Genomic DNA, 14,727 nt, shown 5'->3' with positions numbered 1-14,727 from the left:
AGGACTTATCCGACCTGCGGGTCGCCCTTCGTGTACGTCAGGCGCTCCACCGCGCCCGGCTGAAAGTCGTCCTCGATCTTCTTGCCGTTGACGTGCAGCTGGATCGCCCCGGCGTCGCCGAGGACGAGGTTGATCTTCTCGCTGTCCTGGAAGGTCTTGGACTCGCCCTGCTTGAGCAGTCCGTCGAAGAGCAGCCGGCCGTTGTGGTCCTTGGCCGAGATCCAGCTGCGTCCGTCGTCGGCGCTCACCTGGACGGTCACCTTGTCCTGGGGGGCGGCCGCGATCGCGCTGTCGGACGGCTCCGGCTTGGGGTCGGCGGGCTTGCTGTTCTTGGGCGTGGGTGAGGAGGACTTGCCGGTCGCGGGCTTGGAGCCGTCGGCCACCTGGGTCTGTGTGCCGCCGTCGTCACCGCCCTTGACCGCGGTGAACCCGACGAAGCCGACCACGACGACGATCGCGGCGACCATGGCCGCGGTCCAGTTGGGTCCGCGCCGCTCGGGGCGGATGCGTTCCGCCTCGAAGAGGGGCGCCGCCGGTGTGGGGGCCGGACGCCCCCCGTGATCGGCGTCGTACTGGGCGAGGAGCGGGGCGGGATCGAGGCGGACCGCCTTGGCCAGGGTCCGGATGTGGCCGCGCGCGTAGACGTCGCCGCCGCACGGCGCGAAGTCGTCCGCCTCAATGGCGTGCACGATGGCGATGCGGACCCGGGTGGCGGAACTGACGTCGTCGACGGTCAGCCCGGCCTCGATGCGTGCCTGGTGCAGGGCACGTCCGATCGAGGGGCGGGCTTCCTCAGGGTCGTCTTCGAACGGACGCTCGTCTTCAGGGGAGTTGCCGATGGACACGGGGGCGCCTTTCGAGCGTTTAGCCGCCTGTGCTGGAAGTTCAGTCTAGGGGGGGTACGAAAGGGTGGGGCAACCGGGCGGTGGGACCTTTACTCCATCGGAATGGCCGGTCATCCCGAGGGTGGGGTATGTGCTTGTCGTTTCCCTCAACTTGACGTACGCCACGGGGAAACGGTTGCTCGATGATCCCTTACGGAACGGTCACGACGGAACGCTCCGGTCCTGGAACGCTCCTGTTCAAGACTCCCCGCGGATCACGGCGAGCACACCGTCCAGCTCGTCGGCCTTCACAAGAACGTCACGAGCCTTGGATCCTTCGCTCGGTCCCACGATTCCCCTGGACTCCATCAGGTCCATGAGCCGCCCGGCCTTGGCGAAGCCGACGCGCAGCTTGCGCTGGAGCATGGACGTGGACCCGAACTGTGTGGTGACGACCAGCTCGGCCGCCTGGCACAGCAGGTCGAGGTCGTCGCCGATCTCCTCGTCGATCTCCTTCTTCTGCTTGGTGCCCACCGTGACGTCGTCCCGGAAGACGGGCGCCATCTGGTCCTTGCAGTGCTGGACGACCGCCGCGACCTCGTCCTCGGTCACGAAGGCGCCCTGCATACGGGTCGGCTTGTTCGCCCCCATCGGCAGGAAGAGCCCGTCGCCCTTGCCGATCAGCTTCTCGGCCCCGGGCTGGTCGAGGATGACGCGGCTGTCGGCGAGCGAGGAGGTGGCGAAGGCGAGCCGGGACGGCACGTTCGCCTTGATCAGACCGGTGACGACGTCGACCGACGGCCGCTGGGTGGCGAGCACCAGGTGGATGCCGGCCGCGCGCGCGAGCTGCGTGATGCGCACGATGGCGTCCTCGACGTCGCGCGGGGCGACCATCATCAGGTCGGCGAGCTCGTCGACGATCACCAGCAGATAGGGGTACGGCTGGAGCTCGCGTTCGCTCCCCTCGGGAGCCTTGACCTTGCCGTTCCTTATGGCCTCGTTGAAGTCGTCGATGTGCCGGAAGCCGTACGCCGCGAGGTCGTCGTAACGCAGGTCCATCTCCCGTACGACCCACTGCAGCGCCTCGGCGGCCCGCTTGGGGTTGGTGATGATCGGCGTGATCAGGTGCGGGATGCCCTCGTACGCGGTCAGCTCGACCCGCTTGGGGTCGACGAGGACCATGCGGACGTCCTCGGGGGTCGCGCGGACCATGATCGACGTGATCAGACAGTTGATGCACGACGACTTTCCGGAACCGGTGGCTCCGGCCACCAGCACATGCGGCATCTTCGCGAGGTTGGCCATCACATAGCCGCCCTCGACGTCCTTGCCGAGCGCGACCAGCATCGGGTGCTCGTCCTCGGCGGCCGCCGCGAGGCGCAGCACGTCGCCGAGGTTGACCATCTCGCGGTCGGTGTTCGGGATCTCGATGCCGACGGCGGACTTGCCGGGGATCGGCGAGATGATCCGGACGTCGGGGCTGGCGACCGCGTAGGCGATGTTCTTGGTCAGCGCGGTGATCCGCTCGACCTTGACCGCGGGGCCGAGCTCGACCTCGTAGCGCGTGACCGTCGGCCCGCGCGTGAAGCCGGTGACGGCGGCGTCGACCTTGAACTCGGTGAAGACGTTGGTGAGCGAGGCGACCACCGCGTCGTTCGCGGCACTGCGCGCCTTGCCGGGGCCCCCGCGGGTGAGGAGGTCGAGCGAGGGCAGCGAGTAGGTGATGTCGCCGGACAGCTGGAGCTGCTCGGCACGCGGCGGCAGCTCGCGGGACGCCTCGGGCGGGGCCTTGGTGAGGTCCGGGACGGCAGCGTCCAGCTTCTCCTGCTTGGGCCGCGCGGCCGGCACCGGCGTCGGCGTCGGGGTGGGGGTCGGCTCCTCGCGGTCCCCCACGCTCACGCCCTGGGTGAGGTCGGCGACGACCGGCGAGGGCGGCATGCCGTGCAGCACCGCGCCGTCGAGCGCGGCCGCGGCCGCGGCGGCGACGTCCACGGCGTCGAGCCGGCGGTCCATGTCGGGCTGTGGCACGGCGGAGCGCCTGGGGCGGCCGCGGCGCCGGGAGAGTGCCTCCTGCTCCGCGCTGTCGGGGTCGTACGTCTCGGGGGCGGGCCCGCGACGGCGGCGGCTCGCGGGCAGCGCCTCGCGCCACTGGTCGTCGTAGCGCTCGTCGTCCTCGCTGGGCTCCTCCGCGGCCGGGTCGTGGACGATGCCCAGCTTCACCCCGAGCAGCCTCAGCCGCTGCGGGATGGCGTTGACCGGCGTGGCCGTGACGACCAGCAGACCGAACAGCGTGAGCAGCACGAGTAGCGGTACGGCGAGGACCTCGCCCATCGCGTACGTCAGCGGGGTCGCCGCACCCCAGCCGATGAGCCCGCCGGCGTCCCTTATCGCCTGCATGCCGTCGCTGCGGGCGGGCGCGCCGCAGGCGATGTGGACCTGGCCGAGCACGCCGATGACGAGCGCGGACAGACCGATCACGATGCGGCCGTTGGCGTCGGGCTTCTCGGGGTGCCGGATGAACCGTACGGCGATGACCGCGAGCAGGATCGGCACCAGCAGATCGAACCGGCCGAAGGCGCCGGTCACCAGCATCTCGACGAGGTCGCCGACCGGGCCGCGCAGGTTCGACCAGGTTCCGGCGGCGACGATCAGCCCGAGGCCGAGCAGGAGCAGCGCGATCCCGTCCTTGCGGTGCGCGGGGTCGAGGTTCTTCGCGCCCTGCCCTATTCCGCGGAACACCGCGCCGACGGCGTGCGCGATGCCGAGCCAGAGGGCGCGCACGAGCCGGTAGATGCCCCCGGTGGGGTTCGGCGCGGGTTTGGGCGCGGGCTTCTTGGCCGCGGCCTTCTTGGCCGGCGCCTTCTTCGCGGGGGCCTTCTTTGCAGCGGCCTTCTTCGCCGGTCCCTTCACGGGAGCGGCCGCCTTCTTCGCGGGCTGCTTCTTGGCTGCGGAGGGACGTGAGGCCATGGGTGTGAGATTACCGGTGGAGAGGGCAGTGGACACGCGTGCCCACTGCTTCACCCGTTCGTGTCGCCCTTGCCGGAGCGCGAAGCTGACGCGGGCTCATGCACACCGCCCGTCGCCGGTACGTCAGTTCTGCGACGACACCGAGGGAGAACTGCCCGTCCCCGGCTCCAGCGCATCGAGCGCCCGCCGCAACCCCGTGAGTTTGCGTTCGAGATGAGCCGCCGTGGCCACCGCGGCCGCGTCCGCCGACTCGTCGTCGAGCTGCTTGGACAGCGCCTCGGCCTGCTCCTCCACCGCCGCGAGCCGCGCCGACAGCTCGGCGAGCAGCCCCGCCGGCTCCTTCGCGTCCCCGGGCAGGGCTTTGCCGCCGCCACCGCCCTCCAACTGGAGCCGCAGCAGCGCTGCCTGCTCCCGAAGCTGGCAGTTCTTCATGTACAGCTCGACGAAGACCGAGACCTTCGCGCGCAGCACCCACGGGTCGAACGGCTTGGAGATGTAGTCGACCGCGCCCGCCGCATATCCGCGGAAGGTGTGGTGCGGCCCATGGTTGATCGCGGTGAGGAAGATGATCGGGATGTCCCGGGTCCGTTCTCGGCGCTTGATGTGCGCGGCGGTTTCAAAACCGTCCATCCCTGGCATCTGGACGTCCAGCAGAATGACCGCGAAGTCGTCCGTGAGCAGTGCTTTGAGCGCTTCCTCCCCGGACGATGCCCGCACCAGCATCTGATCGAGCGCAGAGAGGATGGCCTCCAGCGCCAGCAGATTCTCCGGCCGGTCATCCACCAGAAGGATCTTGGCCTTCTGCACCATGGCCCGCCCTCCTCGCCCCGGAAGTGCACCGGGCGCCGCCCCAGGGGACGACTCCCTTACGTCGCCCGTCCTTGTGCCGGTCATGGTAGCCGCACCCCGCTCGTCGCCACACCCTGTCACCGCGATGTCACTGTGGATATCACAGCGCACGTAGCAGAAACGCAGCGGGAGACCAGAAGGTTCCCCGAATCCCGTGCTTCTACACGGCCTCGGCCACACTGAGTCAGCAACTCCATGTGTACATCGACCGTTCCCGCCACATGCGAATGACATCTCAACGCATGAAACCCGAACGGAGTCTGACGGTTTTCGTCACGCCTCGCGCATCCACTGGTCCATCACCGCCAGCAGATGATCGGGATCGACCGGCTTCGTCACATAGTCGGTAGCGCCCGACTCGATCGCCTTCTCCCGGTCGCCCTTCATCGCCTTCGCGGTCAGCGCGATGATCGGGAGCCCGGCGAACTGCGGCATCCTGCGGATCGCCGTGGTCGTCGCATACCCGTCCATCTCCGGCATCATGATGTCCATCAGAACGACCGCCACATCGTCGTGCTGCTCCAGGACCTCGATGCCCTCACGGCCGTTCTCGGCGTACAGCACCGACAGCCCGTGCTGTTCCAGGACGCTGGTCAGCGCGAACACATTGCGGATGTCGTCGTCGACGATCAGCACCTTCTCCCCGCCGAACCGGATCCCGCGGCGCGCCTGCGCCGCGTCCTGCTCGGCCACGGCCCACTGCTCCCGCGCCGCCCGGTGCTCGGTGAAGGGCGCACCCCTGCGCCGGCGCCTGAAGAGCGCCGCGGCGCCGTTCTGCGTCTCCTGGTACGACTTCACCTCGGCCGGCGTCTCGATCTCCGCGTCGGACAGCTCGGACAGCTCGGCCCGGTCGTGCGCGGAGGCCACCAGGTCCCCGGCCTCCAGCGTGGGTGCGAGCTGCTGATAGCCCGTCGGCGGCAGTTCGCTCGGGTGCAGCGGCAGATACAGCGTGAACGTCGATCCGCGTCCCGGCTCGCTCTGCGCATGGATCTCACCGCCGAGCAGCTGGGCGATCTCCCGTGAGATGGACAGCCCGAGGCCCGTACCGCCGTATTTACGGCTCGTCGTACCGTCCGCCTGCTTGAACGCCTCGAAGATCACCCGCATCTTGCTGGCCGCGATGCCGATGCCGGTGTCCGTGACGGAGAAGGCGATCAGGTCAGCGTCCGCCTCGCGCAGCGAACCCGTCTCCAGGAGCTGCTCGCGGATCGCCATCGGCACGTCCTTGCCGGCGGGCCGGATGACCAGCTCCACCGCCCCGGAGTCGGTGAACTTCACCGCGTTGGACAGCAGGTTGCGCAGCACCTGCAGAAGCCGCTGCTCGTCCGTGTGCAGGGTGGCCGGCAGCTCCGGCGACACCCGTACGGACAGGTCGAGGCCCTTCTCCGCGGTCAGTGGCCGGAAGGTGGCCTCCACGTAGTCGACGAGCTGGACGAGCGCGATGCGCGTCGGGGAGACGTCCATCTTGCCCGCCTCGACCTTGGACAGGTCGAGGATGTCGTTGATCAGCTGAAGCAGGTCGGAGCCCGCCCCGTGGATGGTCTCGGCGAACTCGACCTGCTTCGGGGTGAGGTTGGAGTCGGCGTTGTCGGCGAGCAGCTTGGCGAGGATCAGGAGCGAGTTGAGCGGCGTACGCAGCTCGTGGGACATGTTGGCCAGGAACTCGCTCTTGTAGCGCATGGAGACGGCGAGTTGCTCGGCACGCTCCTCCAGGACCTGCCGCGCCTCCTCGATCTCGGTGTTCTTGACCTCGATGTCGCGGTTCTGCCGGGCCAGCAGCTCGGCCTTCTCCTCCAGTTCGGCATTCGACGCCTGAAGGGCCTTCTGCCGGTTCTCCAGCTCGGCCGACCGCTCACGCAACTGCTCCGTCAGCTCCTGCGACTGCTTCAGCAGCACCTCCGTCTTGGTGTTGACGGAGATCGTGTTGACGCTCGTCGCGATCATCTCGGCGATCTGGTTGAGGAAGTCCTTCTGGATCTGTGTGAACGGTGTGAACGACGCCAGCTCGATCACGCCGAGCACCTTGCCCTCGAACAGCACCGGAAGCACGATCACCTGCGCGGGCGGCGCCTCGCCGAGCCCCGAGGAGATCTTCAGATAGCCGCTGGGCGCGTTCTCCACCAGGATCGTGCGCTTCTCCATGGCGGCCGTCCCGATCAGCGCCTCACCCGGCCGGAACGACGTCGGCATGGAGCCCATCGAGTAGCCGTACGAACCGAGCATCCGCAGCTCGTACTGGTCCTCGGCCTCGGCGCTCAGGTCCTTGCCGTCGACCAGCGGCATCGCCAGGAAGAAGGCGCCGTGCTGCGCGGACACCACCGGGGTCAGCTCGCTCATGATGAGCGAGGCGACGTCCTCCAGATCCCGGCGGCCCTGCATCAGCGCCGAGATACGGGCGAGGTTGCCCTTGAGCCAGTCCTGCTCCTTGTTGGCGATCGTGGTGTCGCGCAGGTTGGCGATCATCTTGTTGATGTAGTCCTGGAGCTCCTGGATCTCGCCGGCGGCGTCCACGTCCAGCTTCAGGTTGAGGTCACCGCGGGTCACCGCGGTGGCGGCACGCGCGATGGCACGCACCTGCCGGGTGAGGTTCCCCGCCATCTCGTTCACCGACTCGGTCAGGTCCCGCCAGGTGCCGTCGACGTCACGCACGCGTGCCTGGCCGCCCAGCCGGCCTTCCGTGCCCACCTCGCGGGCGACCCGGGTGACCTCCCCCGCGAAGGACGACAGCTGGTCGACCATCGTGTTGATGGTGGTCTTCAGCTCCAGGATCTCGCCGCGCGCATCGATGTCGATCTTCTTGGTCAGATCGCCCTTGGCGATCGCGGTCGTGACCATGGCGATGTTGCGCACCTGGCCGGTCAGGTTGGACGCCATCTGGTTCACGGACTCCGTGAGGTCCTTCCACGTACCGGCCACGCCCGGCACGCGCGCCTGCCCTCCCAGGATGCCGTCCGTGCCCACCTCGCGGGCCACCTTGGTGACCTGGTCGGCGAACGAACTCAGCGTCTTCACCATGGTGTTGAAGGTGTCGGCGAGCTGCGCGACCTCACCGCGCGCCTCGATCGTCACCGTCCGCGTCAGATCGCCGTTGGCGACCGCCGCCGCGACCTGGGAGATGTTCCGCACCTGCACGGTCAGGTTGTTGGCCATCAGGTTCACGTTGTCGCTGAGGTCCTTCCAGATGCCCGTGACACCGGGCACCCGCGCCTGACCGCCCAGCTGGCCCTCGGTGCCCACCTCGCGGGCCACCCGGGTCACCTGCTCGGCGAAGGACGACAGCTGGTCCACCATCGTGTTGACGGTGGTGACGAGTTCGAGGATCTCGCCCTGCGCATCGACCGTGATCTTCTTCGAGAGGTCGCCCTTGGCGACCGCGGTCGTGACGTCGGCGATGCTGCGCACCTGGATCGTCAGGTTGTTCGCCATGAGGTTCACTGACTGCGTGAGGTCCTTCCAGGTACCGGAGACACCCTGCACCTCGGCCTGACCGCCGAGGATGCCCTCCGTACCCACCTCGCGGGCCACCCGCGTCACCTGGTCGGCGAAGCTGGACAGCTGGTCCACCATCGTGTTGAGCGTGTTCTTCAGCTCCAGGATCTCGCCGCGCGCGTCCACATCGATCTTCTGCGACAGGTCACCCCGGGCCACCGCGGTGGCGACCTGCGCGATATTGCGCACCTGGGCGGTGAGGTTGCCGGCCATGCCGTTCACGGAGTCGGTCAGGTCGCGCCACACACCGGCCACACCGGGCACCTGCGCCTGACCGCCGAGCCGGCCCTCCGTACCCACTTCACGGGCGACCCTCGTCACCTGGTCGGCGAAGGCGGAGAGCTGGTCGACCATCGTGTTGATGGTGTTCTTCAGCTCCAGGATCTCGCCGCGCGCGTCCACGTCGATCTTCTGCGACAGGTCACCCCGGGCCACCGCCGTCGTCACCTGGGCGATCTGCCGCACCTGTGAGGTGAGATTGCCCGCCATGAAGTTGACGGAGTCGGTCAGTTCCTTCCAGGTGCCGCTGACCCCGGACACCACGGCCTGACCGCCGAGCCGCCCCTCGGTGCCCACGTCACGGGCGACCCGCGTCACCTGGTCGGCGAAGGCCGACAGCTGGTCCACCATCGTGTTCACGGTGTTCTTCAGCTGCAGCATCTCGCCGGACACGTCCACGGTGACCTTCTGCGACAGATCACCGTTGGCCACGGCCGTCGTCACCTGGGCGATGTTCCGCACCTGTCCGGTGAGGTTGCGGAACGCCGTGTTGACGGAGTCCGTCAGGTCCTTCCACGTACCGGCCGCCCCCGGCACCTGCGCCTGCCCGCCCAGCTCACCCTCGACACCGACCTCACGCGCCACACGCGTGACCTCGGCACCGAAGGACGACAGCTGGTCGACCATCCCGTTGACGGTGTTCTTCAGCTCCAGCATCTCGCCGGCCACGTCCACCGTGACCTTCTGCGACAGGTCGCCGCTGGCCACGGCCGTCGTCACCGCGGCGATGTCCCGCACCTGAGTCGTGAGGTTCCGGAACACCGTGTTGACGGAGTCCGTCAGGTCCTTCCACGTACCGGCCGCCCCCGGCACGTTCGCCTGCCCGCCGAGCCGCCCCTCGGCACCCACCTCGTTGGCGACCCGCGTGACCTCGTCCGCGAAGGTCCGCAGCGTCTCGGTCATCTGGTTGATCGTGTCGGCGAGCTGCGCGACCTCACCGCGTGCCGACACCGTCACCTTCTGCGACAGGTCACCGCTGGCGACCGCCGTCGTCACCTGGGCGATCCCCCTCACCTGGGCCGTCAGATTGCCGGCCATCAGGTTCACCGAATCGGTGAGGTCCTTCCACACACCCGCCACACCGGGCACCTGCGCCTGGCCGCCCAGCTCGCCCTCGACACCCACCTCGCGCGCGACCCGGGTCACCTCGGAGGAGAAGGACGACAGCTGGTCCACCATCGTGTTGACGGTGTTCTTCAGCTCCAGCATCTCGCCGGCCACATGAACCGTCACCTTGCGTGACAGATCACCCTTGGCGACCGCCGTCGTCACCAGCGCGATGTCCCGCACCTGCGCCGTCAGCCGGTACGCCATCGTGTTGACGGACTCCGTGAGGTCCTTCCACGAGCCCGACATGCCACGCACGCGTGCCTGCCCGCCCAGCTTGCCCTCGGTACCCACCTCGCTGGCCACGCGCGTGACCTCGTCGGTGAACGTCGAGAGCTGGTCGACCAGATTGTTGACGGTCCGCCCGACCTTCAGGAACTCGCCCCGCAGCGGATGACCGGTTCCGTCCGGCGCCTGAGTCCGCAGTTCCATACGGGGCGACAGATCGCCCTCCGCCACCGCCGACAGCACGCGGCTGACCTCGGAGACGGGCCGTACGAGATCGTCCACGAGCGCGTTCGAGGCATCGATGGCAGTGGCCCAGGACCCCTCGGAGGCGCCTGTTTCCAGCCGTTCCGTGAGCTTTCCGTCACGGCCCACCACGCGCCGTACCCGGGACAGCTCGCCCGTCAGATGCAGATTGCGGTCGGCCACCTCGTTGAAGACGGCCGCGATCTCCGACATCACGCCGTCACCGGACACCGTGAGCCGCTTGCGGAAATTCCCGTCCCGCATCGCGACAAGTGCCGCCAGCAGACGGTTCAGGGCAGCCGTGTCCACCGCGGTGGTCCCATTGGCCGGTTTCCGCTTGTTACTCAGGGACTGTCCGCCTTTCGCGCGCGTCTTGGTGCTCCGCGTCGCTGCGCCAGACTCCACTGTGTCCCTCCCGCAGGGGTCGACCGTTACTGCTGTGGCCCGGTACTCCTGACCGGCCCACCGGATACTGCTGCATAGCTCTGCCTACTACTGCGTATTTTCAGTCAGGCACGACGAGCCGCACCACGGGCTGCTGCCCGTCTCACGCAAAAGACACTCGGCCTGCCCGGACCTTCAACAGAAGCTTGCCCAGTGTTTCACCCCGGCTGAACCAGGCCATAACAGTTCGGCAGCTTCGCACATCGTCCGCACACCCTCCGGACGGAAACACCGGCGACCGGCATCCGCATGGACGGGGAAGGTAAGTAACCTTGCATGCGGCTGTCCAGCCGCGCCGGTCCGTCCGGCCTGGGCGGTGGCACGAGAACGAGCGGGCATCGGAGGGGCGGCCGCACACATGACCACCGGACTGATCCCTGGGGAACAGCCCCCGGACCCCCGGCCGACGGACGGAATGCCGCACCAGCGGCACGAGCCGGTCGGCCACGCAATCCTGCACGCCGACCACAGGATGAGGAGCTCAGTGATCACCGCGCGCGCGGCCGCCAGCTTCGAGCCGCTCGGACGTTCGGTCGCGAGCGCGCGCTCCTTCGTCCGCGACACCCTCCAGGGCTGGGGCTTCGCGGACATCGTCGACGACGCGGTGGTCCTCACCAGCGAACTGGTGACCAACGCCGTCGTCCACGCGGGCACTTCCGCGGACGTCCTGTGCCTGCGCAGTGAAGACGGCGTAAGGATCGAGGTCGCCGACCGCTACCCGGAGCGCGAGATCCCGCTCCAGGGCTCGCCCGTCACCATGGGCAGCCCGGACCGCGAGGGCGGCCGCGGCCTCCAGCTCTGCGCGGCCCTCGCCGGCCGCTGGGGCGTCGAGTACACGCCCACCCACAAGCAGGTCTGGTTCCAACTCGCCCTCCCCGGTCGCCCGGTGGGCACCCGCGCCGCCGGCCCGTCACTGCCCGCCGACCTCCTTCCGCTCGCCGACGGCCGCGTCCGCGTCGCCGTCGTCCAGATCGACCGCACCGGCGCCATCACCGCCTGGAGCGAGGACGCCGAGGAACTGTTCGGCTACGCCTCCGAACAGGTCACCGGCAAGCCCCTGACCGACCTCGCCGCCTGGCCGCACACCCCGGGCACCGGCACCGGCATCGCGGAGGCGCTCCAACTCTCGCGCTGGGAAGGCAGTTACGGCATCAGGAGCGCGAGCGGCCGCGTCACCCCCGTCTACGCTTCCCACCTCCGCGTCCGTGACACGGCAGGCGAGCCGTCCACCGTGTGCCTGCTGGTACGGGACCACGAACGGGCCGTGCTCCAGACGCCGTTGCGCGTCCACGCCGCCGACCCGAAAACAGCCGACGGCCAGAGCGCCGACCCCTTCGAGGTGTTCATCGGCTCCCCCGCCCCGGACGATCTGGACGGTCTCCTCCAGCGCACGGTGGAACGCGCCCGCGACATGCTCGACGGCGACTCCGCCTTCCTGCTCCTCGCGACCGACGACGAGACGGAGCTGGAGGTCCGCGCCTCCACGGGCCTGCCCTCCGCCCGCCAGCGCTTCGCCCGCGTCCCCGTCGAGGCGGGCCCCGGCCGCTACGGCTCGGCACGCATGCCGGCCGTCCACGACGACCTCACGGCCGTACCGGGCGCCGTCCCGCTGCTCAGCGGCACCGGCATGCGCTCCGTGGTCACCGTCCCCCTGAAGGTGGAGGGCCGCCTCACCGGCTCGCTGGGCGTGGCCGCCGAGGGCCCCGGCCGCTACTCGAACGAGGAGGCCCTGCGCCTCCAGTTCGCCGCCGACCGCATCGCGCTGGCCGTCGAGTCCGCCCGCCTCGGCGAACTGGAACGCCTGCGCCGAGGCTCCCTGAGCTTCCTCGTCGAGGCCTCCGACCTGCTCGCGGGCACCCTGGACCGCGACCAGACCCTGGCCCTGATGGCCCAGATGACCGTCCCGACCCTGGCCACCTGGTGCGCCGTCTACACGATCGCCGACCAGGCCTCGGAGCCCTACCTGTCCTACGTCCTGCACGAGGACGAGGAACTCATCGACGGCATCAAGTCGTTGCTGTCGAAGATCCCCCCGCCGGACCCGGTACCCACCCCCGGCGCCCGCGTCTGGCCGGCCCCCGGCGAAGCGGCCCACCAGGCGGCCCTGCGCAGTTCCATGCGCAGCCTGGGCCTGAGCGGCGGCCACACCCACCAGGTCTCGTCGGGTATCGGGCCGACCCTGGCGACGGCATCCGCGGTGGGCGGCGAGACGGTCGTCCTGCCCCTGGTCGCCCGCAACCGGGTCATCGGCATGCTGACCCTCGGCAAGCCGACCGACGAACACTTCCGCCAGGAAATCCTGGAACTGGCCGAGGACTTGTCCCGCCGAGCCGCCCTGGCCCTGGACAACGCCCGCCTGTACTCCGAGCGCACGGCGATCAGCCAGTCCCTCCAGCGCAGTCTCCTGCCACCCGAACTCCCGGTCATCGAGGGCGTCGAGGTCGAGGTCATCTACCGCGCGGCCGGCGAGGGCAACGAAGTCGGCGGCGACTTCTACGACGTCTTCCCCATCCGCGACGGTGCATACGGCTTCGCCATCGGCGACGTCTGCGGTACGGGCCCCAACGCGGCTGCCGTGACAGGCCTCGCCCGCCACGCCCTCAGACTCCTTGCGAGAGAGGGCCTCAGCGGCCCGGCGGTCCTGGAGCGCCTCAACTCCGCGATCCTCGACGAGGGCGCCCGCAGCCGCTTCCTCACGCTCCTGTACGGCGAGTTGTGGCCTCAGCAGGACGGCAGCGCGAAGCTGAAGGTCGTCTGCGCCGGCCATCCGCTCCCGCTCCGCCTCCGCCAGGACGGCACGGTCGAACCGGCCGCCGAGCCCCAGCCGCTCCTGGGCGTCATGGAGGACCTGGAGCTGTACGAGGAGACGGTCACCCTCGACCCGGGCGACGTCCTGCTGTGCGTCACGGACGGCGTCACGGAACGCCGCGAAGGCACCCGTATGTTGGGCGACGACGGCCTCACCGACGTCCTCACCACATGCACCGGCCTGACCGCCGGCGCGGTCGCGGCCCGCATCATGCGCGCGGTGGAACGCTTCGCGTCGGACGCCCCGTCCGACGACATGGCGATCCTGGCAATGCGGGTACCGGGCCTCCATAAGGACTGAGGGCATACGAAAGGCCCCGCCCGAAGGGGCGGGGCCTTTGTCGCTGGAGCCCCCAAACGGAATCGAACCGTTGACCTTCTCCTTACCATGGAGACGCTCTACCGACTGAGCTATAGGGGCCTGTCACCTTTTCGAGGTTTCCCTCGCGCGGCAACGCAATAGATCATACCCCGAACAGACCCGTGCTCCCAACCTCGACCATCAGAAGGCAGGCTGCAGCAATCCGCCGAGCGCATTGCACGCACCCACGATGCGCTGCATGTCCCGCTTGGTCAAAGAGGCGTCCACGGGCAGCGCAAGGGTCTCGTCGGACGCGCGCTCGGTCTCCGGCAGGGACACACAGCGCCGGTACTCCGGCAACCGGTGCACGGGGGTCTTCGCGGGCACCCGGCAGTCAACTCCCCTGGCCCGCAAGGCCCGGGCGAAGGCATCGCGGTCCGGTCGCCCGTTTCCGGGCACCCGCACGACGTACTGCTGGTAGGTGTGCCCGTCACCGCCGTCGGGGGTGAGTACGCCCCTCAGCCGCGCATCGAGATAGGCGGCCCGCTGCCGGCGCTGGGCTATCTCGTCGTACGGCGCCTCGGACTCGCCGTGCTGCAGCACCAGAAGCCCGTGCCGCTGGCCGACACTGTGCAACCGCAGGAGGTCGGCAGGCCGTCCGAAACGGTGCACGACAACGACAGCCGCGGTCCGCGGAGTTATGGAGGCCTCGACGCCGGACGGATCGAGGCAGTACGTCGCCGGATCTATCTCGGCGAACACCGGAAGCGCACCGGCCAGGACCACGGCCTCGGCAACCTCTACGTTCCCGAAGGCCGGTACGACGACCTCGTCACCGACGCCGACGCCGGCAGCCCTGAGCATTGCAGCAGTACCCATGCTTGGATGCTGAGCGCGGAACGTGAACTTCTGGTGACGCATAGCAAAAAAGGGTTGGACCCTGAATCGAAGTTCAGGGTCCAACCCTTTGAATAATCGTTCGGCGGCGTCCTACTCTCCCACAGGGTCCCCCCTGCAGTACCATCGGCGCTGTAAGGCTTAGCTTCCGGGTTCGGAATGTGACCGGGCGTTTCCCTCACGCTATAACCACCGAAACACTATGAAACACGAACCGGAAAAACGGTCGTTGCCTCAGAACAAACACAGTGGACGCGAGCAACTGAGGACAAGCCCTCGGCCTATTAGTAC

The 14,727-nt window shown here is 68.8% G+C and carries 6 protein-coding genes, 1 tRNA gene and 1 rRNA gene; 1 reads left to right on the top strand and 7 read right to left on the bottom strand.

Features of this window, described 5'->3' with window-relative positions:
* Window positions 1-5: 5 nt before the first annotated feature.
* The 4 genes from F7R91_RS27345 to F7R91_RS27330 all read right to left on the bottom strand — a co-directional run bounded on the left by F7R91_RS27345 (window position 6) and on the right by F7R91_RS27330 (window position 10,391).
* Window positions 6-845 carry a helix-turn-helix domain-containing protein gene (locus F7R91_RS27345; RefSeq protein WP_150952423.1) on the bottom strand — a complete coding sequence of 280 codons (840 nt, stop codon included), beginning with the start codon at window positions 843-845 and terminating at the stop codon, window positions 6-8.
* A 237-nt stretch (window positions 846-1,082) separates the two neighbouring features.
* Window positions 1,083-3,791, bottom strand: a complete 2,709-nt coding sequence (locus F7R91_RS27340) for a DNA translocase FtsK (RefSeq protein WP_225320811.1) — start codon at window positions 3,789-3,791, stop codon at window positions 1,083-1,085.
* A 123-nt stretch (window positions 3,792-3,914) separates the two neighbouring features.
* Window positions 3,915-4,601: a response regulator gene (locus tag F7R91_RS27335; RefSeq protein WP_150952417.1), complete on the bottom strand. Its 687-nt coding sequence runs from the start codon at window positions 4,599-4,601 to the stop codon at window positions 3,915-3,917.
* Window positions 4,602-4,913: 312 nt separating this feature from the next.
* Window positions 4,914-10,391, bottom strand: a complete 5,478-nt coding sequence (locus F7R91_RS27330; RefSeq protein WP_150952414.1) for a HAMP domain-containing protein — start codon at window positions 10,389-10,391, stop codon at window positions 4,914-4,916.
* Window positions 10,392-10,788: 397 nt separating this feature from the next.
* Between F7R91_RS27330 and F7R91_RS27320 the strand changes: the two genes are divergently transcribed.
* Window positions 10,789-13,539 (top strand): SpoIIE family protein phosphatase, encoded by a 2,751-nt coding sequence (locus F7R91_RS27320; protein ID WP_150952409.1) that lies wholly within the window; start codon window positions 10,789-10,791, stop codon window positions 13,537-13,539.
* A gap of 44 nt (window positions 13,540-13,583) precedes the next feature.
* Here the strand turns inward: F7R91_RS27320 and F7R91_RS27315 are convergent.
* The 3 genes from F7R91_RS27315 to rrf all read right to left on the bottom strand — a co-directional run bounded on the left by F7R91_RS27315 (window position 13,584) and on the right by rrf (window position 14,633).
* A tRNA-Thr gene (locus F7R91_RS27315) sits at window positions 13,584-13,659 on the bottom strand.
* Between the two features lie 81 nt (window positions 13,660-13,740).
* Window positions 13,741-14,403, bottom strand: a complete 663-nt coding sequence (locus tag F7R91_RS27310; protein ID WP_150952704.1) for a DegT/DnrJ/EryC1/StrS family aminotransferase — start codon at window positions 14,401-14,403, stop codon at window positions 13,741-13,743.
* A 113-nt stretch (window positions 14,404-14,516) separates the two neighbouring features.
* Window positions 14,517-14,633, bottom strand: a 5S ribosomal RNA gene (gene rrf, locus F7R91_RS27305).
* Between the last annotated feature and the right edge of the window lie 94 nt (window positions 14,634-14,727).

The organism is Streptomyces luteolifulvus (genome assembly GCF_008806595.1).
Lineage (GTDB): Bacteria > Actinomycetota > Actinomycetes > Streptomycetales > Streptomycetaceae > Streptomyces > Streptomyces luteolifulvus.
This window is presented reverse-complemented; position numbering and strand designations above follow the sequence as displayed.

Excerpts from the sequence above, each read along its gene's own strand:
- F7R91_RS27340 (WP_225320811.1), bottom strand. The coding sequence starts at position 3,791 with ATGGCCTCACGTCCCTCCGCAGCCAAGAAGCAGCCCGCGAAGAAGGCG.
- F7R91_RS27335 (WP_150952417.1), bottom strand. The coding sequence starts at position 4,601 with ATGGTGCAGAAGGCCAAGATCCTTCTGGTGGATGACCGGCCGGAGAAT.
- F7R91_RS27320 (WP_150952409.1), top strand. The coding sequence starts at position 10,789 with ATGACCACCGGACTGATCCCTGGGGAACAGCCCCCGGACCCCCGGCCG.
- F7R91_RS27310 (WP_150952704.1), bottom strand. The coding sequence starts at position 14,403 with ATGCTCAGGGCTGCCGGCGTCGGCGTCGGTGACGAGGTCGTCGTACCG.